The following is a 20,977-nucleotide window of genomic DNA, read 5'->3' as shown; positions in this document are numbered from 1 at the left end:
ACCGCTTTTTTGCGTTAACCTTTATATGGAAGATTTAAGACAGGAACCTGCAGAAAGTTCTGGATCGCAATCGCGCATGCGCCAAGCACGCAGGATTTTTTCCCGATGGTGGAAATCTTGATTTCCCGGTAGTGGCTGACTCTGGAGTTTAAATTCGATTCAATGAGCGGGAGGGAGTCCGGATAAATCCGCAGCAATTCGCTGTCCAGAATAACAACCTCCGGGTTATAAATATTAATAATGTTATTTAGACCGATGGACAGATAATAGATGAACTGCTCCATTATTTCCGTCACGTCCGGGTCCTTCTCCTCCATCCAGCGTTCGATTTGCGCGTAGGTGATGTCCGCGTCCGGCTTCTTGGCGCGCAATTGCTGGAGGACGCTTGTCTCGGAAGCGTATTTCTCCCAGCAGCCTTGATTGCCGCAATTGCACGGAAGGCCGCCAGGCATAACAATCATATGACCAATCTCCCCGGCAAATCCGTCTTGCCCCCGGAAGAAGGAATGATTTATCATCATGCCCATCCCGATGCCGGAATGCAACGTGACGCTTAACAGATCGTTAGTCTCGTGATGGAAAAAAACGCGCTCCGCGAAAGCGCTGAGATTCGCATTGTTCTCCAGCTTGACTTGCAGGCCAAGAGCGTTCTCCAGATCGCTCTTCAGCGGGACGTCATGCCAGTCAAAGGACGGGATATAATGAATGACTTCATCCGTTGAGACTAGGCCGTGAATGGCGATGACAATGCCGACAATGCCGTACCGGCTGGCAGCGAAGCGCTCCTGATAATGCTTGATCTGCCCGGTCAGCAAGGTCAGGATATCCGCGTAAGCGTTGTTTTGCAATTTGATGGCGTCGGAGAGGACAAGAGAGCCTTGAAGATCCGAGATCGCAAAGGAAATCCGATCATACTCCAGATCGATGCCAATCGCGTAACCGGCCTCCGCGTTAATGGACAGCATAATCGGTTTGCGGCCGACCTGGTTGTATTCGATTTCTTTCTCGATAACCAATTCCTCGTCAAGCAGATCCGAGACCTGGCCCGATACCGTCGCCCGGGTTAGGGCGGTTACTTTGGAGACGTCGGCTCTCGATAACATGCCTTCCTTCAAAATTTCTTTCAGAATCAAAGACCGATTCATTTTCTTTATATAAGAAGCGTCGCCGGTAATCATCTTTATCCTCCTAGCAGCATAAATACGGAATTGACAATGGAGATAGTGCTTGTTACATTTATAATACAATTAATTTGTTCATTAAACAAACAAATTCTTAGAGCGTAAAAAGGAGCGATGACTGGATGGGTATTTTGCAGGATTTGGTCAAGGATATTCCGATTCCGCGCATGGCCAAGGTGAAAGTCAATTTCGACGATACAAAAATTGAAGATATCGCAAGCGAGCTGCTGCCGAAGCTTCAGCGGGAGCAAATTACAAGCCGCGTCAAACCGGGCATGGAGATTGCAATCGCGGTAGGCAGCCGCGGACTTGACCGTCTCGTGGAGATTACGGCGGTTACCGTGAAGTTCCTGAAGGATGCCGGAGCGAAACCTTTTATCGTGCCGAGCATGGGAAGCCATGGCGGAGCGACGGCGGAAGGGCAACGCGAGGTGTTGGCTCATCTGGGCGTAACGGAAGAGACGGCTGGATGCGAGATCCGCTCTTCGATGGAAGTCGTGCAGCTTGGCGAGCTTCCGAACGGCCTTCCCGTCTATCTGGATAAATTCGCTGCCGCGGCGGACGGTATTGTCGTGATTAACCGCGTGAAGCCGCATACGGCATTTAGAGGCCATGTGGAAAGCGGTATCATGAAGATGATCAGCATCGGTCTTGGCAAGCAAAGAGGCGCGGAGGCGTGCCACCAGCTTGGCTTCAAATATATGGCGGAGAATGTTCCGGCTATGGCTAAGCTTATTATGGAGCAGAAGCCGGTGTTGTTTGGCGTAGCGTCGATTGAGAATGCTTTCGATAAAGTCCGGTACATCGAAACGCTTACCCCGGATGAGATCGTAGAGCGGGAGCCGCAATTCCTCGCCCAAGCGAAGGAGCTGCTGCCGAAGCTGTTCTTCGACCAGCTGGATGTTCTCATTATTGATCAGATCGGCAAAAACATCAGCGGCGACGGAATGGATCCGAACATTACGGGCCGTTACCCGACGCCATACGCGCATGGCGGGCCGGACGTGAACAAAATGGCCGTGCTTGACCTGACGCATCAAACGGAAGGCAACGCAAATGGCGTTGGAACGGCTGATTTTACAACGCAGCGTCTCGTAGACAAGATGGACCTGGAGAAAACGTACGCAAACGGTCTGACTTCGACGGTTGTGGCGCCAACCAAGATTGCCACTACGCTTCCGAATGACCGGGAGACGATTCAGGCGTCGATCAAGACGTGCAATATTTTGCATTTTGACCAGGTAAAAATGGTACGGATCAAAAACACGCTGGAGATTGGCGAGATCGAAGTATCGGAAGCTCTCCTGGAATATGTGAAGCATCATCCGCGCATGGAAGTCGTGAAGGATTTATATGAGCTTGATTTCAATAACGACGGAAACTTGTTTTAGATCAGAGACAATGGGGAGAGAAGAAAAATGACGGCTAACTTATTTGATTTGACGGGGAAAACGGCGGTTGTCATCGGCGGCAACAGCGTGCTTGGTTCTTCCATGGCAGCGGGTCTTGCCGCTCACGGCGCGCATGTTGCGATTGTTGGACGGAATATCGAAAAGGCGCAGGACGTCGTGAACGCCATTATCAGCGACGGCGGCAGCGCGAAGGCGTTCCAGGCGGATGTAATGTCCAAGGAATCGCTGCTTAAGGTACAGTCGGAGATTGAAGCGTGGAGAGGCGGATGCGATATTCTGCTCAACGCTCCGGGCAAAAACAGCGCAACTCCATTCTTCGAGCTGGAAATGGAAGAGTATGACGACATCATGGACGTCAATCTGAAAGGAATTATACTCACCTGCCAAATCTTCGCCAAACGAATGATCGAGCAGCAGCGGACGGGCAGCATAATTAATATTTCTTCCGTATCCTCCACTACGCCGTTGTCCAGAGTGTTTACTTATTCGGTATCCAAAGCCGGTCTTAACAGCGTTACGCAATTTCTCGCCCGCGAGTTCGCCGAGCAAGGCATCCGGGTGAATGCGATTATTCCGGGGTTCTTCCCGGCTGAACAGAACCGTAAAATATTAAGCGAGGAACGTGTTGCCTCTATTATGCGTCATACGCCGATGAACCGGTTCGGAACGCCGGAGGAGCTTCAAGGCGCAGCGGTATGGCTGGCTTCGGAGAAAGCATCGGGCTTCGTTACGGGAACCTTGATCCGCGTGGACGGCGGTTTCGGCAGCATGACGATCTAGAGAGGGGAATGGAAATGCAGACTGAAAAATATGTTGCCCTGCAGGACATTCTTCGCGAGATGGGATCGGTTGTGGTTGCTTTTTCCGGAGGGGTGGACAGTACCTTTCTGTTAAAAGCGGCGGTTGAGACGCTTGGACCGGAGAACGTGCTTGCCGTCACGGCCGATTCGGAAACCTACCCGACGAGTGAGCTGGAAGAAGCCAAGGCGCTGGCGAAGCAAATCGGCGTACAGCACGAAGTCGTTTCGACTTCGGAGCTTGCCATTCCGGGGTATGCGGAGAACAATAAGAACCGTTGTTATTTTTGCAAAAGCAGCCTGTTTGACCACCTGTTCCCGCTGCTCGAAGAGCGATCCTTCGCCAATCTGGTGTACGGCGTTATCGCGGATGACAAGAACGAACACCGTCCCGGCATGCAGGCGGCCAAGGAAAGAGGCGTCAGAGGCCCGCTGCTGGAGGCGGATTTATATAAACAGGAAATTCGGGAGCTGTCGAAGGTCTTTGGCCTGCCGACATGGGATAAACCTTCCTTCGCCTGCTTGTCCTCAAGGATTGCTTACGGCGAGAGAATTACGAACGAGAAGCTGCTGAAGGTGGAACGTGCGGAAGCTTATTTGAAATCGCTCCGTATTCGCCAAGTTCGCGTGCGTACTCACGACGAGATTGCTAGAATAGAGGTAGAACCTGGCGATATGACGCTAGTGCTCGCTCATCACGAGGCAATCGTGGCGCAGCTTCAAGCCTTCGGTTATAAATACGTAACCCTTGATTTGCTTGGATACAAGAGCGGCAGCATGAATCGATCGCTTAATCTATAATTCGGGCAAGCCGTTTCACCTTGGGGAAAAGGAAGGATTATCAAATGTCAAATTACGTCATTGGGCTTGATCTGGGCACAACCAGCGCTAAAGCCTGCATCTTTAACCGCATTGGCCATCTTATTGCGGAGGCGGAGGAGCTTGTTGACTCCGAATACCCGCAGGTAGGCTGGGTCCAGCAGAATGCGGCTGCTATTGAACGCTCTGCCGTTCTGGCCGTAAGCAAGGCGATTCAGAAAGCGGGAATCGGGAAGGACGAGGTTGCCGTTCTCGGATTTTCAGCGGCTATGCATTCTCTCTTGCCGGTAAGCGGAGAGGGGAAGCCGTTATCCCCTGCTTTGATCTGGTCGGACGGAAGGGGAACGGATCAGGCGGAACGCCTGACGGAGGAAGAGCGTCAGCGTTACTACGAGAGAACGGGTACGCCGATCCATCCCATGTCGCCCTTCCTGAAGCTGCTGTGGATGAAGGACGCCGGATACGAGCCTTACCGTCAGGCTGCCTTTTTCATGTCGATCAAGGAATATTTGATTTATTGCTGGTTCGGCAAGCGGGTTATCGACTATTCGATGGCTTCCGCTACCGGATTGTTTAATCCGTATACGCGGGAGTGGGATGGGGAAATGCTGGAACTGGTCGGTATTCAGGCGAACCAGCTATCCGAAATTGTTGCCCCTACGACTCTTCTAGGTACGATTAATAGGGAGATTGCCGAAGAAATGGGAATCGCGCCGGAGCTTCCCGTGGCGATTGGCGCCGCGGACGGCCAGCTGGCCAACCTGGGAATTGGCGCGCTGCTGCCCGGAGAAGTTGCCGTATCAGTCGGGACAAGCGGAGCAATTCGCCAAGTAACCCATGAGGCGAAGGTCAGCAGCCGCGGCGAGACGTTCTGCTATTCTTTTACCGAGGATTCCTATATTATCGGCGGACCTACGAACAATGGCGGCATCGCGCTCCAATGGCTGAAGCAGCTTCTGAATGATCACGGCAGCTATGAAAGCTTCCTCGCGGAGGCGGATAAGTCCGCTCCCGGAGCCGAAGGCCTGCTGTTCCTCCCGTATATTAACGGGGAGAGAGCGCCTCTGTGGAATCCGCGTGCAAGAGGCAACTTCTACGGCATGACCGTAGCCCATACGAAGGCGCATTACGTTCGCGCCGTGCTGGAAGGCATTACGTTTAATTTGTATCAGATTGGACGGGCCTTGGAGCAGCTTGCCGGTCCTTCCCGGAAAATTTACGTAAACGGCGGTTTAGCGCGTTCGCCGTTCTGGCTGCAGATGATGGCGGATATTTTCGATGCGGAAATTTACGTTTCGGAGAATCATCATAGCGCAGCTTGGGGAGCCGCCTGGATTGGGCTGGTCGCAATCGGGGAAGAGAAGGATCTGGCTTCTATTAAGTCTAATATCCCGATGGGGGAAGCCGTGCATCCGAATCCCGGGAACAGCAAGGTATATAAAGCCATTTATGATCGCTACGAGAAATTGGCAGCCGGTATTGCAGCATTGTTCTAAAGATCCAAAAAGGCTTAAGAGGTGAATACATGCTTGAAGAAGTGCTAAGACAGGTACAGGACGGCAGGCTTAGCGTCGAGGATGCGGCGAAGCAGCTGGCGACATTCCAGAATTTGGGCTTTGCGAAGGTGGACCATCACCGGAAAAAACGTCAGGGCTTCCCTGAAATCGTCTATGGGGAAGGCAAATCGGCGGAACAAATCATCGGGATTGCCAAAGCTTTGCAGGCGCAAAATCATGAGGTTCTTATTACCCGCGTGTCTCGGGAAAAAGCGGACCAGATCCGGATTGTGTGTTCCGATTATCAATACGATGCCGTAGCTAGACTGCTGTTCTGGAAGCATGCGGACAATCGAGAGAGCAAGCTGAACGGGTATGTTGCGGTTGTAGCGGCAGGCACATCGGATCTGGCTGTTGCCGAAGAAGCGGCTGTAACGGCTGAAGTTCTGGGAAGCAACGTACGCCGCTTCTACGATGTTGGGGTTGCGGGCATTCACCGCCTGCTGCATCATGCGGAAGAGATTCAGCAAGCCGCCGTTTCGGTCGTCGTTGCCGGGATGGAAGGAGCACTGCCAAGCGTTGTAGGCGGCCTTGTCGCCCATCCGGTTATCGCGGTTCCGACAAGCGTGGGCTATGGCGCTAACTTTAACGGTCTGTCTGCACTACTCACCATGCTCAATTCATGCGCCTCCGGCATCAGCGTAGTCAACATCGACAATGGATTTGGCGGCGGATATAACGCCGCGCTGATCCACCAGCTTATAAACAAAGGAGCCGCTGGCCTATGAAAACCTTATATATCGATTGCTTCTCCGGCATCAGCGGAGATATGTTTATCGGCGCCCTACTGGATGCGGGAGGCGATGCCGCTCATCTGCAGGCAGAACTGAAGAAGCTTCAGATCAGCGACGAATACGAGCTTGCCTGGAAGCATGTGATGAAGAACGGCATCAAGGCTTTGAAGTTTGATGTCGAGCTGAAGCAGGAGGGGCAGGGGCACAGCCATGCTCATGATCATCATCATGAGCATAGCCATGAGCATGAACACGGACATGATCATCATGACCATCACCAGCATACGCATAGTCATGATCATGAGCACGGTCATGGTCATGGTCACAGCCACCATCACGATCACAGCCACAGCCATTCGCACGATCATGAGCACGACCACGATCACAGCCACAGTCATTCGCACGATCATGAGCACGACCACAGCCACAGCCATTCGCATGATCACGGTCATCACCACCATGATCATCGGGCGTACAAGGATATTGTCCAGCTGATCGGGAAGTCTGCCTTGACGGACGCGATTAAACAAACCGCGCTTCAAATTTTCAAGAAGATTGGCGAGGCCGAAGGGAAGATTCATGGCCTGCCGCTTGAACGGGTTCATTTTCACGAGGTAGGCGCGGTTGATTCCATCGTTGATATCGTTGGAGCTGCGATTCTGCTTCACCAGCTGCAGATTACAACGGTGAAATGCGCGCCCGTACCGGTTGGAGTCGGAAAAATCCGGATTGATCACGGTATTTACCCAGTGCCGGCGCCGGCAACGCTCGAAATGCTGAAGGGCATTCCGATCGAGCAGTCGACGATTCGTGCGGAGCTTACTACGCCTACCGGCGCAGCTTTTGCGGCAGTGCTTGCCGAAAGCTTTGGACCTATGCCATCCTTCAAGGTGGAGGCAATCGGTTATGGAGCAGGGACCAAGACGTTCCCGGACCATCCGAATGTTTTGCGCGTTGTCATTGGCGAATAGTTGAAGGGGATAGGAGTCGGACGAAATGTTCAATCAGCCGGCATATGAGCATGAAGACAGCGGTATGATCAAGCTCGAAGTGAATCTGGACGATATTTCGGGCGAATGGCTCGGGTATGTGATGGACTTGCTGTTTGAGGAAGGCGCTAATGACGTGTTCTATACGCCGATTTATATGAAGAAAAACAGGCCGGGAACCATGCTGCAGCTGTTATGCCCGCAGGATAGATTAGAAGCGATGAAAGCGATTTTGTTCCGCGAGACAACTACGCTGGGCATCCGCTATTATCCGCTTACCGTTCACCGGCTGGAGCGGGTATTCGAAACGGTCCAGACCGAATGGGGACCGGTCACCGTCAAGAAAGGCTTGTATAACGGAGAAGTGGTTCAATGGGCACCGGAATACGAGGATTGCAAAAAAATCGCAAGCACGCTTGGCATTCCTCTTAAACAAGTTTATGATAGAGTTCGGATGGAACAAAATGGTTAAATAGTAGAGAGACAGGAACGCTTGGGAGGCTATACGGGATGGGGAGTTTAATAACGGTTCTGCTGCTTGGTCTGGTGCTTGGTATCAAGCATTCCATTGAACCCGACCACATTATCGCGGTATCGACGATGGTAAGCAATCAAAAGAAGCTGTGGCGTTCGACGTTAACGGGAATCTTTTGGGGGATCGGGCATACAAGCACGTTGTTTATCGTAGGAATGGTGCTCGTCCTCTTAAAGGGAGAGCTGCCTGAAGTTTGGGCAATGTCGCTGGAGTTTCTGGTAGGCATTATGCTCGTTTACTTGGGTTATAAAAATGTAGTATCCGTAAAGCGTGCTTATCAGCATTCCCATCGGCATGACAAATCCTCCCTTATCAAGGTGACGGTTATCGGCTTTATCCATGGTCTTGCCGGAAGCGCGGCGATGGTTATTCTGACCTTGTCAACGGTTGAGTCGGTATGGGAATGCGCCTTGTACATTCTTGTATTTGGAGTCGGAACGATCACGGGCATGCTGATATTCACAACGATTCTGGGCATTCCGTTTGTATATAGCAAGACGAGCGTAAAGCTGAACCGCGGTTTGATGCAAGCGGCGGGCACGGTAAGTTTTTTGTTCGGCCTTTATTATATGTACAACCTTGGGGTTACGGAAGGGCTGTTTGAGTTGTGGGTGAAATAGCAGCCTGCTGAAGCAAACGGGAGTAGATCGCGTGGTACGCCACGGTGACTATTCCCGTTTTTTATAGTCCAAAGGAACTGTTCACAAAACAGAAAATTTTGGTAGAATAGGTATTACCTTTAAATGGATGGTGATGTTCAGATAGGTAAGCTAGCTCATTTTGATTCTGATGGAGGAATGTAATAGCATGCTGCTTGAGGCTCATGTTAAGGTGACGGACTCCGATCGCCGGAAGGTGAAGCAGCTGCTGAAAGCTTACCCGTCAATGAAAGCGGTAGTCGATATTTCCGCGTGGGATCATAGGGTTGACCAAATTGCTGAATATGCCGGAAAATGCAAAGCGATCGAACGGGCGCTGGAGGCGCTGCCTTATGAAGGAAAGGAAATTTTGACCCGGTGTTTTTTTGAGCAGAAGAAAGATAAGTACATATACGAATTTGTGCTGAAGATACCCAAGAGCACTTACGATGTTTACAAATCAAGAGCTGTACATACGATATCCTCCATTTTAAAAGCAGCTAATATGATCTGACAGACGATATGATAACAAAAGCTTCCTGCGGGAGGCTTTTTTTTATTGTCTATAAACGTATTTCGCTTCCTTATAGTCAAAATCTAGGCATTCCTTAGGCGATTTTCATACGCAACTCATACAAGCCATGTACCGAAAATAAGCTCATCTCCGCTTACACTGGAACAGATTACGTTCATGAAGGGGCTGGTCGATTTTGTTTGCCGACATCTTGTCGATTGCGTCCTTGTGCGGGAAGTTGATCAGCGCCGAGCAGTACATCGGCGATGTGCCGGAGGAGAAGACATTCCCCGCATTGGCCTTTCCTCCACCGAGGGTGGTAGACAGTCCTGGCAACCTGGTGTCGTTCCGCAAGACGTATACGCTGGTCATCAAGGTATTTGAGGAGACCGACAGCAAGGCCTTTATGGCTGCCGAGATTATAGCGGATGGAATCCGGGCTCCCCGTTACCGTGTTCCATGTCTCGCGGAGGATGGATCGTTGACCGGTGAATTTATTCGCGTCGACAAGCTGGATCTGCAGATGGGCGGTACCGGAGAGGCCCAATTAACGCTGGAATGGTCCAGACAGATCAGCTTTGAAAGGGAGACGTACGAGAAAGTAAATACAGTAACGGTTACGGAAAGGATGAAAAGCGATGCCTAGACCTAGAAAAATCGAGGTCCAGCCGCCACCGGCCCAAGTACCCGCGGATGCGCTCGAAAGCGCGCCGGCTGCTGCCGGACTAGAAACGGCGGAGACGCGTTATACGGCGGAAAGCCTGCGACGAAACGCGCGGGAGCTGTTCCGGGTGAATCCGGAAGTGGTTGACGGTGCTTTATACGGAACAAGCGCTCATGAGCTGACCATTGCGGAAGCGCAAGCGCTGATCAAGGCCTATATGCAAAGGGAGGTTCGTTAAGATGGCGGGAGGAACATGGATTCAAGGCGTGGAGAAGGTACGACCGGGATTGTATATGAACTTCAAAATCGCAGCGTTGGAGCGGATCAAATCCGGCGAGCGAGGCACGGTGACGATGCCGCTTGAGCTGAGCTGGGGCCAATCCAAAACCTTCCTGAAGATTGAAACGGACGGCGATGTGCTGGAGCTGCTCGGTTACGATATCAATGATCCCAAAATGATCAAAGTGCGCGAAGCGAAGAAACGGGCAAAGACGCTGCTTCTCTACAGGCTGAATGCCGGTGACCGTGCGAAAGCGACATTTGGCGCGGACTCTAATGCCGTAACGGCAACCGCCATACATACCGGAACAAGAGGCAATGATATTGCGATTGCATCGGAGGATGATCCATCCGGAGCCGCGAAAAAGCTGGTTAAGACGCTGGTGAGCGGCCGCGTTGTTGACCAGCAGGTTGTCGGCAGCGCATCCGAGCTTAAAGCGAACGCTTGGGTAACCTTTTCCGGTACGGGGGGCGTAGACAAAACGGCAGGCTCTCCGCTGACAGGCGGTACAAACAGCTCGGTTACCGGCGGGGACCATACGGAGTATCTGGAAGCGACGGAGACGCAGCATTTTGACGTTATCGCTTATCCTTTCTCGGATGATAATCTGAAAATCTCGTTTATCTCGTTTATCAAACGGATGCGCGAGGAGGAAGGGAAGAAGATTCAAGGCGTTATCGCGTCGCCGGTAAAGGACGGAGCGTTCTCCAATATTTCCGACTATGAAGGAATCGTCAGCGTTGGCAACGGCGTGGTATTGCTGGACGGCACCACGCTGAGCGCGCTGGATGCCGTTGCCTGGGTAGCCGGAGCAACGGCCGGAGCTTCGATTATTCAGTCCAATACGTACAGCGCTTATGAAGGAGCGGTTGACGCGAATCCGCGACTGAAGAACAGCCAGGTGATCGAAGCGCTTAAGAAAGGCCAGTTCGTTTTTGTCCATGACGGCGTGAAGGTAAAAGTCGAGCAGGACATTAATTCGCTTGTTTCTTACTCGCAAACCCGCAACGGCCGTTTCTCGAAAAACCGCGTAGTCCGCGTGCTGGACGCGATTGCGAATGATTTTGCCCGTGTCGCCAACGACAGCTATATCGGCAAAATCGATAATAACGGGGATGGCCATGCGCTGCTGAAGGCCGCGGCTAATCAATATTTGAGAGATTTGCAGGATGCAGGCGCGATTCAGAACGTTGATTTTATAAAAGATTTCGAGATCGATACAATCCGTTCGGTTGGCGACGAGGTGTACGTCAATCTTGGCATTCAGCCGGTTGACAGCATGGAGAAATTTTTCTTTACGGTGGAGGTGCGATAATCGATGGCAAAGTTCCGTGCGGATAATACGATCAACGGCCGGGAAGCAAGGCTCTTTATCGACAGCGAGGAAATCGGCTACGCCAAGTCGTTTGAAGCGACAATCGAGAAGAATAAGGTGGATGTGGCGGTTCTCGGCAACCGTTGGCTCGGAAAAAAAACGACCAGCTTAAGCGGCACGGGTACGCTGACGCTATATAAAGTAACGACGAAGTTCTCCAAAATGCTGCTGGAATACGCAACCTCGGGCAAAGACGTATACTTCACGCTGCAGGGCGTGCTGGACGATCCGGGCTCCGGCCGCGGAACGGAGCGTATTACGCTGCTCAACTGCAATATCGATTCGGTAAAGATCGGGCAGTTCAACGTAGAAGCCGAAGTGCTGGAGGAGGAAATTCCGTTTACCTTCGAAGGTGCCGAAATTCCGGAAGCCCTTAAGGACGGCTTTGAATAATACTCTCTAACTCGGAAGGGGAATGGACCATGACAACAGCAACAAAATCGATGAATGTGTTCATGAAAGGCAAGGCGAAGCAGGCGGTCATCGAGGAGATTATCGTATCGCGGCGTTACGAGGACGAGGACGGCAACCCGATTCCATTCCGGCTCAAGGCCGTGGACACCAAGCGTATTGAAGAGCTTCAAGACGAGTGTACGGTACCGCAATTCAAAAAAGGCAAGAAGGTCGGCGAAGAAGTCGATTGGAAACGGTTCGCTTGCCGCTTGGCCGTTGAGACAACGGTATATCCGGATTTCCGGGATCAGGAGCTGCTGAGCAGCTACGGCCTGGTGGACTCTTGCGATCTGGTAAAAGAAATCTTGAACGTAGGCGGCGAATACGCCGAGTTGATTCAAGCGGTTCAGCGCGTGAACGGTTTTGACACGGACTTCGAAGAGCTGGTGGATGAAGCAAAAAACTAATCCGCAGTGGCGATTATCATGCGCTGATCTCCCACCGGGTCTGGCAGAAGCATCATCTCCCCCCGCAGGAGCTTTGGCAAATGGATGATTACCACCGCGCTTTTATTTATGCCTCCGAGTTTACGGAGATGGAGGCGGAACGAAAGGCTGCGCGCGCGCAGGGCCGCAAATGAGCCCATGCAAGCGGGAGAGGAAGGAGGCGGTTATGAATGGCAGCCGCAGCCGCACTGACAGGTACGGGGTTTAAACTGGCACTCAAAAAAGGCGCAAAGAAAAAAGGGGCCTCCGTTTTTCTGAACAGCTTCAAATCCTTCAAAAAGCAAGGCTTCGGCAAGCAAGCGGTGCAGGCCATCTTCGGGAAGAAGACGGCCGCTAAGCCTCCTGCCGGGGCCGAAGAGAAGAAGCCAACCTTCGCCGATCACCTGAAGAGCATGCAGGAGGTGTTCGGCGGCGTAGGCGAGCAGCTGAAAAGCTTTGGCACCGCTACCGTTGGCGCAGCTGCTGACCTGGAAACCGACAGGATTGGCTTCGACTTTGTGGTCAGTAAGCTGAAGCCGCCCGGGGGTAAGGGCGGGAAAGGGAAGGGAGCGGCAAGCGCGGCTGCGCTTCAGAAATCCTTTGCCGATTACTGGACAGCGCTTCGGGATAATGCCCAGACAACCGCGTTCTCGGCTAATGATGTGCTAAAAGGCGGTACGCAGGCCATCAAGCTGACCAAAGGCGATACGGGAAAGGCGATGCAGCTGGTTAAGCTGGCGGAGGATATGGCGGGCTTTAACCCCGGCAAGACCGTCGCCGAAGCCATGGAAGCGATAGAAGCCGCGAACGGCAAAGATTACAAGAAGCTGGAGGAATTCGGCTTCGAATTCAAAAAGGGCAGCTGGAACAAGTTCCTGACGGATGCGGGCAAATGGTTTGATGGTGGCTCCAAAAAGCTGAACGAATCGGCAAGCGGCATGTGGGAGATCGTGACGGAAGGCCTTAAGGGCTCCCTGCAAAATGCTGGGGTTGCCGCGCTGGATCAGGTGAAGCCGATTATGCAGAAGCTTGTAACCTGGCTTACGAACGGCGGCTTCAAGAAGCTGGAGAATATAGCGGCCAAGACCGTTGATGTCTTGGTGAAAAGCTTCCTATGGCTTGCCGACGTGCTGGGTCCGGTATTTGGCTGGCTGGAAAAGGCACTCGACTGGGTAAGCGCCAACTTTGATTCGTTAAGGCCTGTTCTGAACGGACTTATCGCGGCATTCGCTGCTTTTACGGTTATCTCTACCGTTGCTTCTATCATTTCGGGGATAGGCGTCTTTATTGGCCTCTTATCCAATCCGATCTTCTGGGTGGTTGCCGCCATTGGCCTGCTTACGGCAGCCTGGACGGGCAACTGGGGCGGCATTCAAGACAAGACCAAGGCGGCTATCGCTTGGATTGTATCTGCCTATAACGGCTTTGTTCAATCCATGAAGCAGTTTATAGCGGATACCAAGCAGCTGTTCTCCGACCTTAGCGCCTGGATGAATCACCTATGGTCGAGTGCCGTAACCGGCGTACAGCAGTTTGTGAACCAGCTGGTAACGGGTACGATTACCAGCTGGAACAAGCTCGTCAGCACGGTTACGCAGCTTGGCGCGCAGCTGCAAGCCTGGCTGACCCAAACCTGGAGCAATATCGTATCGGTGACGACGCAGCTGCTCTCGCAGGCCTGGCAGGCGGTCAGCACAGCCTTCCAATCCGTATGGTCAACCGTTTCCGGCGTCATGATGCGAATCTTCCAATTCTACGCGCTTATCTGGAACGGAATGGTGAAGATCGTCGCCGGAGCGGGGTCCTTTATTATCAATACCGTCCGTTCCGCCTTCCAGTCGGTGAGCGGCATCATCACCTCCGCTTTTGACACCATCGTTGGGATCGGGCAGGCGGCGATGGATATGCTGAGAGGCATTTTCAAGGGCGTATGGCAGGGAGCAGCCGGCGATCACCAAGGAGCCGTACAGACGATCCGAAATGCGGTTATGGGAGCAATCGGCAAAGTAGGCAGCCTGCTCGCCGGCTTTGCCTCGAAATCAGTGAATTACGCCAAAGCCTTCGTATACGGTTATGTGTCCGGGCTTGGTCAACTCTATCAGACCGTAAAAAGCGCAGTAATGCCGGTATGGCAAATCGTTACGCAGGTTTGGGGCGCTATCTCGAGCTTTGTCGCATCGGCTGTCCAAACCGCCTGGTCGGCCATTCAAAAGGCATGGGATTCGATATCCGCCTTTGTTGTGAATGCCTTCCATACGGCCACTGATGCGATCCGTCGGGGCTTCTGGAGCATGATCGGCTTTGTGAAGACGGCCGTTCAAGCAATCAAGCAATGGCTGGACACGGCCATTGCGGCGGCTATTGCCTTTGCGATACAAAGCTTTCATTCGTTTGTGGACTTTATGAAAGCCGCGGGGCCGGCAATTGTCGATTTTATCAAACGAACCTTTGAAGCGGTTATAGAAGCCTCCGTCAAAGCTTTCTTTACGGTGGTGGAGAGTTTGGGATCGGCTATGCGGGCACTGTGGTCGGTCATTACAAACACGATGACGGCGATTAAAAGCTTTTTTATCGAAACCTGGGGCATTGTCTCCGCGGCTGTCGTGAGCGCCTTTACAACGATGTACAACTGGGCGGCCAGCACGCTCACTGCTCTATGGGGGGTTATATCTCCCGTACTAACAGGCATCGGCGAATTTACCACTTTGATGTGGGGAATCGTTGTTGGCGCCTTTGCGTGGGGAGTGCGAATCGTCTATGACCTGATGACCGGCTTCGTTCAGCAGGCGATGTCCTTCGGGACGCAATTTATGGAAAGTCTCATTCAAGGCTTCCAATCGATGTGGGGAACGCTTGTCCAGACGGTGCAGCAAATATGGGATTCGGTCAAGTCGATCTTTGGCAGCGCCACGGCAACGGTAAATATGGCGGTTACGCCCATTAACGGCAGCCACCTGAACGGCTTGAACCGGGTACCTTTCAACGGCTACATTGCCGAGCTCCACCAAGGCGAGATGGTGCTCACCTCGGAGCAGGCGAATCAGTACCGCGGCGGTCAGCTTTCGGCCGAGCAGCAAAGCGCGATGCTTCAGCCTTACAGCCCTTCCGGCGGAGGCTCGGTGAACAATTCGAAGTCGGTTGAAATTGCGAACCTGGTTGGCGAGATCCATGTGCATGACGAGGCGGACGAGAACCGTTTTATCGACAAGCTGAAACGGATGCTGGAAGAGGATTTATTAACGGAAGGAGAAGGCGTGTATGCCGGTTGAGTTCTGGTTCACCTATAACAACGGAGCGGAATCGCTGTGGCTGCCCGTCAATCCTTCCGAGCTGAAAGTGACGGCAGGCTCCGCAAATGAAACGGTAACCGTTCAGGGACTTGGCCAGGTGACGGTCATTCAGGATCCGGTGCTGAAGACTTACGAATTCTCCTCCCATTTTCCCCAGCATTACGGTCCGTATTGCGCTTACAAGGATATTCCTCCTCCCAAGAAATGCGTCGACCAGCTTGAAACCTGGAAGTTCAGCGGCTTTCCCGTCCAGTTCGTCATTATTAATCCCGAAGGGCAGAAGCTGACCGTGGCGGTAACGATCGAGTCGCTGTCCTACCGAGAGATTGCCGGCGATATCGGCAGCATCTATTATGATCTGTCTCTTCGGGAGTTCAAGTATACAAAGCCTCGTGCGATCGAGACCAAGGAAGAGAACGGGCAAAAGGTTGCGGAGATCAGCAGCAAGGGGCAGCGGCCGAACCAGACCGTAAAGCCTGCCTCCTATACCGTCAAAAAAGGCGATACGTTATGGGCCATCGACCGGATGGTCGGGGTGCCTTACGAGAAGATTGCCGCGGCCAACGGCATTAAACCGCCCTATACTATCTATCCGAACCAAGTGCTGGTGATTCCATGATCCGGGTCATGCTTGTCGACAACGGCAAAACAACGGATGTTACTACTCTGGTAGAAACGGTGGAATGGTCCGGCAGCTCGCAAAAGGCGGTACGGAAGCTGTCGGTCAGTCTGCTTTTTGCCAAGGAAGGCGGGGCCAGCCCTTCGATGGTCCCTAACGGAACCGGCATTATGCTGCACGACGGGGAAGAGGAGCTGTTCCGCGGGATTGTCTTTAACGCCGAATACAAGCCCGGGAAGCTAAGCCTGACCGCCTACGATCAGCTGATCTATCTCTCGAACAACAAGGATTCTTATGTGTTCAAGAGCATGAAAGCTTCGGCAATATTAAGCAAGCTGTGCACGGACTTTTCCATTCCGGCCGGTACCATTGAAAACTCGGAGTATGTCATCCCCTACCTGGTCTGCGATGAAGAGACCTTGTTCGATATGGTGAAAAAAGCGCTTGCGATCACTTACCGGCAGAAAGGCATCCGCTACTCGCTGTATTCCAAGGAAGGGAAAGTGCAGCTTGTGCCTTACAAGAAAAACAGCCGCAACTGGGTCATCGAGACCGGTATCAACCTGATCGATTATTCGTACGGCGAATCCATTGAAGAGACAGTGACGAAGGTGAAGCTCCAGGGCGGCGAAGAGAAGCAGACCATTATTGCCACCGCGGAGAACAAATCCCTGCAGAAGCAATTTGGCGTCCTTCAGCATTACGAGAAGGTGAAGGAAAAGCAGAACCGCGCGCAGCTCCAGGAAGCGGCGGATCTCTTGCTCGCTGAGAAGGGGAAAGTCAAGAAATCGCTCAAGCTTGACGAGGTTGTCGGGATATCCGAGGTCATCGCCGGTACCGCTATCGTGGTGAAGGTGCCGGAACTCGGCATTGAGCAGACGTATGCCGTAGAGGAAGACAATCATCAGTTTAACGGGCGATATCACAAGATGTCCTTGACCTTAACCGAGATGACCTGAATGGAAGGAAAGCAGGTGAACCGCAGTGTCGCTGGGGGAACTGATCAGGCAGCACAGCATGAAGAGCGCCAGGTCGCTGAAGATGCTGGAGCTCATGGAGGCCGAGGTCACGAAGGCTCCGCCGGAGCTTTCGATCAAGCTGAAAGGCAGCGATAAGCTGATCATTCCGAAAGAGCTGATCGTTGTCGCCGAGCATTTATGCGAGGTGAAGCAGCAAATCAACGTGCATGCGGACGGCCAGACGGAAGTGGGGAAGCAATCTTTTGAAATGACCATTACGGAAGTGCCGCACACGGTGCCGCCTCCTACTCCCGATACATCTCCCCATGGTCATCCAAAAACGATGCTTGAGGTAGTTTTGACGAATAAGAGCTTTGATCTGAAGGAAGGCGAGCTTCACTACATTAATGACGACAAGAAGGATGATCTATTGCAAAAGGGCGACAAAGTTATGGTGATGACCTTTGAGGGCGGGCAGAAGTTTTTCATCATCGACCGGATTGTCCAATATTAACGAAGGCAGGTGCGTCCATGTCGCTTGGGGACTTGATTAAACAGCATAGCGTCAAAAGCATCCAGGCGATGAAGCTGCCGGAGCTGATGGAAGCCGAGGTTGTCTCGGACCCTCCCGATTTGAAGATCAAGCTGAAGGGCAGCGACAAGCTGATTATTCCGAAGGAGCTGATCGTGGTTGCCGAGAGGCTGTGCCGCGTTAAGCGCAAGGTGAATCTGACGAACAGCGGAGCGACAACGATTGGCGCTCAGACCTTTAGCGGTAATACGGAAAATTCGCCTACCTTCGCGCACGTCCATCCCTACTCCGTTGAGGTTAGCCTCAAGGATCGGGATTTCACCTTGAAGGAAGGAGAAATCCATTACATCAATGACGACAAGAAGGATGATCTGCTTAAAAAAGGCGACAAGGTGATGGTGATTACCTTCGAGGGCGGGCAGAAGTTTTTTATTTTCGACCGAATGGTTACCTATTAATCGATGATGGGAAGGCGGAGAGTAAATGGGGCTTACCCCCGATATCGGGTTTCCGGATGTTATCGTGAAGAAAAAGCCGGTCTTGCGCACCTACAGTCTTGATCTGGAGACGGGCGAAATCGGCCGGCAAATCGATGGCCTGGATGCCATTAAGCAGTTTATACATAAAGCGATTCAAACGATCCGCTTTGCTTATCCCATCTATTCGCGGGACTATGGGTGCGAGGTGCAGCTGATGCTGGGCAAGGCTTATACGCAAGGTTTTATTCAAGTAGAGATGAGCCGGATGATAACGGAAGCGCTTGTTTATGATGAGCGAATTAACCGTGTCTATGATTTCGAGATTGCCTGGGAGAACGACGAAGTAAAAGCTGCGTTCAACGTTGATTCAACGTCGGGTTTGATCCGGTACGAAGGAGTGTTGTAGCTTGGTCGGTACAAATACGCTTAGCTTCGAGTCGAAGCTGCAGCAGCTGCTGGACCGGGTGGATAACGGGCTGGACAAAAGCGAAGGCTCCATTATCTACGATGCGCTTGCGCCCATCGCCATGCAGCTATGGATTGAGGAAAGCAAATTCCGCAGCATACTGGAGCAGGCTTTCGCCGTAACGGCAGAGGGGCGTTTTCTCGATTTAATCGCGAAGGATTACGGTCTTGAACGGACGCCGGCTGCGGCAGCTTGGGTCGAATTGACGTTTACCGGTATCCCGGATGCGGTTATTCCGGAAGGGACAACCGTCGGGATCGAGAACTCGGATATCTCCTTTGCTACGACCGCGGAGGCGGTTATCGGAAGCCAAGGGAAAACAACGGTGACGGCGCGGTGCAAGCAGCCCGGTGTAATCGGCAATGTAAAAGCGGATACGATCCGTCTCTTATTCGATCCGGTCAAGGATATTTGGACGGTTAACCATATAGCTCCGGCTGCAGGCGGCTTGAACCAGGAATCGGATGAATCCCTTCGCGGCCGTATTTTGTATCAGAAGCGGAATCCCGAGCATGGCGGTACCGAATCGGATTACAAGCGCTGGGCATTGTCCGTTACCGGCGTAACCTACGCGGAGGCGATCAACTTCGGCCGCGGATTAGGTACGGTGGATGTTGTCGTTGGCGCGGACGGCGATCTGGAGCATGTATGCCTCGAGGTGCGGAAGCTGATCGAGTTGAAAAAACCGCTTGGGGTGGATGTCATCGTGAAGCCGGTTATTCCGGAGCCGATGACCGTAAAAGCGAAGGTAATCGGGCTAAATGAAGCAACGGCGAAAAATGCCGTATACGCCTACTTGAGAACGGTCGACATCGGCGGAACGATTTATTTGTCCAAGATTGTCGCGGCTCTTATTGCGGCGGGGGCGGAGGATGCCTCCATTCTTGAGCCCATTGCCAATCTGGAGCTGCCGATTGACCGGAGCCTTCAGGCGGAGGTGATTATCGTATGACCTCGCCGCTTATTCAATATTTGCCTGATTATTATCACGAGAGCAGGCAGATGAACGCGATTATGGATGCAGCGGCGCCGGATATTCCTGATGTGGAAGGGCGGCTGCTGCATTCGTTGTTTCTGTCCGAATCCCCGGACGAGTGGCTTTATTTGTGGAAGCAGGAGCTGCAGGAGGAAGAACGGGAGGCGCTGCTTGCCAAGCTGCGCTCTTCCGGAACATTAAATCGGGAGACCATTGATGCGCTTGGCCTGTCGGCGCTCGAGACGTTTCGTTTAAGCCCGGATGACGGGTATACCTTATCGGGCGACGATGCAATGTTTCCGGACGGCGAGTTTTTTGGACCTTTAATAACAGCGATCTATGTCAATCCGGATCAAGTTGAGGTTGTCCGCAAGCTGATTCAGATCAGCGGATTTGCGGGTTTCAAGTATTGGCTTGCCGTTATGCTGAAGCAAACGGTGAAGCTGGACACTGCGAAGGCGGGAACGCTTCGCAGCTTGTATCCGGGGCCGGACCGGGAAACGAAGCTGAACTATGAAGAGGTCAGCGGATATAAGGTAAGCACGGGATTTGCGACGGCGATTTATGCAGGCAGCAGCAAGGCAGAGGCAGAGCGGGGGGCGTGGTGGTCGCCGGGCGTATTCTTCACCGATGAGCTGTACTTTACGGAAAAGGAGCTGCGGATACAGCAATCCGCTGTTACCATTGCTCCGGCAAATCCATAGGAAATGCTTACGCGTAAGAATTATCGCGGAGAACGCGATATTCTTTTTAGGAGGAATCTAACATGGGAGTCAGTTACACGGCGTCGGTTGCCGGGATGCGGGCGTTTCAGGCGCTTCATCTCGTCCGCACCGACAATATATGGATCGGAATCGGCAGGCAATCACCATGGAATGAGACTGACACGGTACCCGAGGTATCGGGCTCCTCGCTGCTTAATGAGCCGATCGGCTACAAAAAGGCGGAGAAGGTACGCTTTGTTATCCCTGACCCTGAGGGGGACATTATCCAATTTGATCAGCGTTGGAAAATAATTTCCGAAGAGGAAGCGGTGTCCGGCCTTGTCCGTTGGGTGTATGTAGCGGCTTGGATTACCGGAACGGAGCTTCCGGCGGTCAGCTATCGGCAAAGCGCTATCGTAACGGATCTGCTGCTGGCGGAAACGACTTTGCCCGGCAAGCTTGCCGTTACCGCGGAGGAAGTCAGCAGCCACGGTTATGCTCTGGTCGTCAATAACCGCTCGCCGATTCACCGGACGGAGGATCAGCGGGAGTTTCTCGAATTTATCGTAGAGTTCTAGGA

General features: G+C 52.6%; 24 protein-coding genes. 23 read left to right on the top strand and 1 reads right to left on the bottom strand.

Features of this window, described 5'->3' with window-relative positions:
* Positions 1-14: 14 nt before the first annotated feature.
* Positions 15-1,178 (bottom strand): ROK family protein, encoded by a 1,164-nt coding sequence (locus tag PGL01S_RS18335; RefSeq protein WP_127496031.1) that lies wholly within the window; start codon positions 1,176-1,178, stop codon positions 15-17.
* A gap of 125 nt (positions 1,179-1,303) precedes the next feature.
* Here PGL01S_RS18335 and PGL01S_RS18330 point away from each other — a divergent pair, with 125 nt between their 5' ends.
* The 23 genes from PGL01S_RS18330 (at position 1,304) to PGL01S_RS18220 (ending at position 20,975) form a co-directional block, all read left to right on the top strand.
* Positions 1,304-2,572 carry a nickel pincer cofactor-dependent isomerase, group 22 gene (locus PGL01S_RS18330; protein ID WP_127496030.1) on the top strand — a complete coding sequence of 423 codons (1,269 nt, stop codon included), beginning with the start codon at positions 1,304-1,306 and terminating at the stop codon, positions 2,570-2,572.
* Positions 2,573-2,599: 27 nt separating this feature from the next.
* Positions 2,600-3,373, top strand: coding sequence for an SDR family oxidoreductase (locus tag PGL01S_RS18325; protein WP_127496029.1), 774 nt, complete (start codon positions 2,600-2,602; stop codon positions 3,371-3,373).
* Between the two features lie 14 nt (positions 3,374-3,387).
* On the top strand, positions 3,388-4,191 hold the full coding sequence (gene larE, locus PGL01S_RS18320) for an ATP-dependent sacrificial sulfur transferase LarE (RefSeq protein ID WP_127496028.1): 804 nt from the start codon (positions 3,388-3,390) through the stop codon (positions 4,189-4,191).
* Positions 4,192-4,235: 44 nt separating this feature from the next.
* Positions 4,236-5,705 carry a gluconokinase gene (locus PGL01S_RS18315; RefSeq protein WP_127496027.1) on the top strand — a complete coding sequence of 490 codons (1,470 nt, stop codon included), beginning with the start codon at positions 4,236-4,238 and terminating at the stop codon, positions 5,703-5,705.
* A 29-nt stretch (positions 5,706-5,734) separates the two neighbouring features.
* Positions 5,735-6,493, top strand: a complete 759-nt coding sequence (gene larB, locus PGL01S_RS18310) for a nickel pincer cofactor biosynthesis protein LarB (RefSeq protein WP_127496026.1) — start codon at positions 5,735-5,737, stop codon at positions 6,491-6,493.
* Entirely contained in the window at positions 6,490-7,470 is a 981-nt protein-coding gene (gene larC / locus PGL01S_RS31475) for a nickel pincer cofactor biosynthesis protein LarC (protein ID WP_127496025.1), read from the top strand. The genes larB and larC overlap by 4 nt, the downstream gene beginning before the upstream one ends.
* A gap of 25 nt (positions 7,471-7,495) precedes the next feature.
* Positions 7,496-7,960 carry a nickel pincer cofactor biosynthesis protein LarC2 gene (gene larC2 / locus PGL01S_RS31470; protein WP_127496024.1) on the top strand — a complete coding sequence of 155 codons (465 nt, stop codon included), beginning with the start codon at positions 7,496-7,498 and terminating at the stop codon, positions 7,958-7,960.
* Positions 7,961-7,998: 38 nt separating this feature from the next.
* Positions 7,999-8,643, top strand: coding sequence for a HupE/UreJ family protein (locus tag PGL01S_RS18295; RefSeq protein WP_127496023.1), 645 nt, complete (start codon positions 7,999-8,001; stop codon positions 8,641-8,643).
* 187 nt (positions 8,644-8,830) lie between these two features.
* On the top strand, positions 8,831-9,175 hold the full coding sequence (locus tag PGL01S_RS18290; RefSeq protein WP_127496022.1) for a hypothetical protein: 345 nt from the start codon (positions 8,831-8,833) through the stop codon (positions 9,173-9,175).
* 196 nt (positions 9,176-9,371) lie between these two features.
* Positions 9,372-9,821 carry a hypothetical protein gene (locus PGL01S_RS18285; RefSeq protein ID WP_127496021.1) on the top strand — a complete coding sequence of 150 codons (450 nt, stop codon included), beginning with the start codon at positions 9,372-9,374 and terminating at the stop codon, positions 9,819-9,821.
* On the top strand, positions 9,814-10,077 hold the full coding sequence (locus PGL01S_RS18280) for a YqzN/YkzM domain-containing protein (RefSeq protein ID WP_127496020.1): 264 nt from the start codon (positions 9,814-9,816) through the stop codon (positions 10,075-10,077). Before PGL01S_RS18285 ends, PGL01S_RS18280 begins: the two co-directional genes overlap by 8 nt.
* A gap of 1 nt (position 10,078) precedes the next feature.
* Positions 10,079-11,434 (top strand): phage tail sheath family protein, encoded by a 1,356-nt coding sequence (locus tag PGL01S_RS18275; RefSeq protein WP_127496019.1) that lies wholly within the window; start codon positions 10,079-10,081, stop codon positions 11,432-11,434.
* 3 nt (positions 11,435-11,437) lie between these two features.
* On the top strand, positions 11,438-11,887 hold the full coding sequence (locus PGL01S_RS18270) for a phage tail tube protein (protein WP_127496018.1): 450 nt from the start codon (positions 11,438-11,440) through the stop codon (positions 11,885-11,887).
* 29 nt (positions 11,888-11,916) lie between these two features.
* A complete protein-coding gene (locus PGL01S_RS18265; RefSeq protein WP_127496017.1) occupies positions 11,917-12,354 on the top strand; it encodes a phage tail assembly chaperone in 438 nt (145 codons plus the stop codon).
* 209 nt (positions 12,355-12,563) lie between these two features.
* Positions 12,564-15,641 (top strand): phage tail protein, encoded by a 3,078-nt coding sequence (locus PGL01S_RS18260; RefSeq protein ID WP_127496016.1) that lies wholly within the window; start codon positions 12,564-12,566, stop codon positions 15,639-15,641.
* Positions 15,631-16,281: a LysM peptidoglycan-binding domain-containing protein gene (locus PGL01S_RS18255; RefSeq protein ID WP_127496015.1), complete on the top strand. Its 651-nt coding sequence runs from the start codon at positions 15,631-15,633 to the stop codon at positions 16,279-16,281. The genes PGL01S_RS18260 and PGL01S_RS18255 overlap by 11 nt, the downstream gene beginning before the upstream one ends.
* A complete protein-coding gene (locus PGL01S_RS18250) occupies positions 16,278-17,240 on the top strand; it encodes an XkdQ/YqbQ family protein (protein WP_127496014.1) in 963 nt (320 codons plus the stop codon). The genes PGL01S_RS18255 and PGL01S_RS18250 overlap by 4 nt, the downstream gene beginning before the upstream one ends.
* Positions 17,241-17,265: 25 nt before the next feature.
* On the top strand, positions 17,266-17,754 hold the full coding sequence (locus tag PGL01S_RS18245; protein ID WP_127496013.1) for a DUF2577 family protein: 489 nt from the start codon (positions 17,266-17,268) through the stop codon (positions 17,752-17,754).
* Between the two features lie 17 nt (positions 17,755-17,771).
* Positions 17,772-18,230 carry a DUF2577 family protein gene (locus PGL01S_RS18240; protein WP_127496012.1) on the top strand — a complete coding sequence of 153 codons (459 nt, stop codon included), beginning with the start codon at positions 17,772-17,774 and terminating at the stop codon, positions 18,228-18,230.
* A gap of 25 nt (positions 18,231-18,255) precedes the next feature.
* On the top strand, positions 18,256-18,657 hold the full coding sequence (locus PGL01S_RS18235) for a DUF2634 domain-containing protein (RefSeq protein ID WP_127496011.1): 402 nt from the start codon (positions 18,256-18,258) through the stop codon (positions 18,655-18,657).
* A gap of 1 nt (position 18,658) precedes the next feature.
* The gene (locus PGL01S_RS18230; RefSeq protein ID WP_127496010.1) at positions 18,659-19,669 is read left to right on the top strand and encodes a baseplate J/gp47 family protein; all 1,011 of its coding nucleotides are present in this window, start codon (positions 18,659-18,661) and stop codon (positions 19,667-19,669) included.
* Complete coding sequence (locus PGL01S_RS18225; RefSeq protein WP_127496009.1) at positions 19,666-20,397, top strand: hypothetical protein; 732 nt, start codon at positions 19,666-19,668, stop codon at positions 20,395-20,397. The genes PGL01S_RS18230 and PGL01S_RS18225 overlap by 4 nt, the downstream gene beginning before the upstream one ends.
* A gap of 62 nt (positions 20,398-20,459) precedes the next feature.
* Positions 20,460-20,975, top strand: a complete 516-nt coding sequence (locus PGL01S_RS18220; protein WP_127496008.1) for a BW3TFN family phage tail fiber component — start codon at positions 20,460-20,462, stop codon at positions 20,973-20,975.
* Positions 20,976-20,977: the final 2 nt, after the last annotated feature.

It is taken from the genome of Paenibacillus glycanilyticus NBRC 16618, assembly GCF_004000805.1.
Classification (GTDB): Bacteria; Bacillota; Bacilli; order Paenibacillales; family Paenibacillaceae; genus Pristimantibacillus; species Pristimantibacillus glycanilyticus.
The sequence above is the reverse complement of the archived record's forward strand: the minus strand, read 5'-3'. Positions and strand labels throughout refer to the sequence as shown.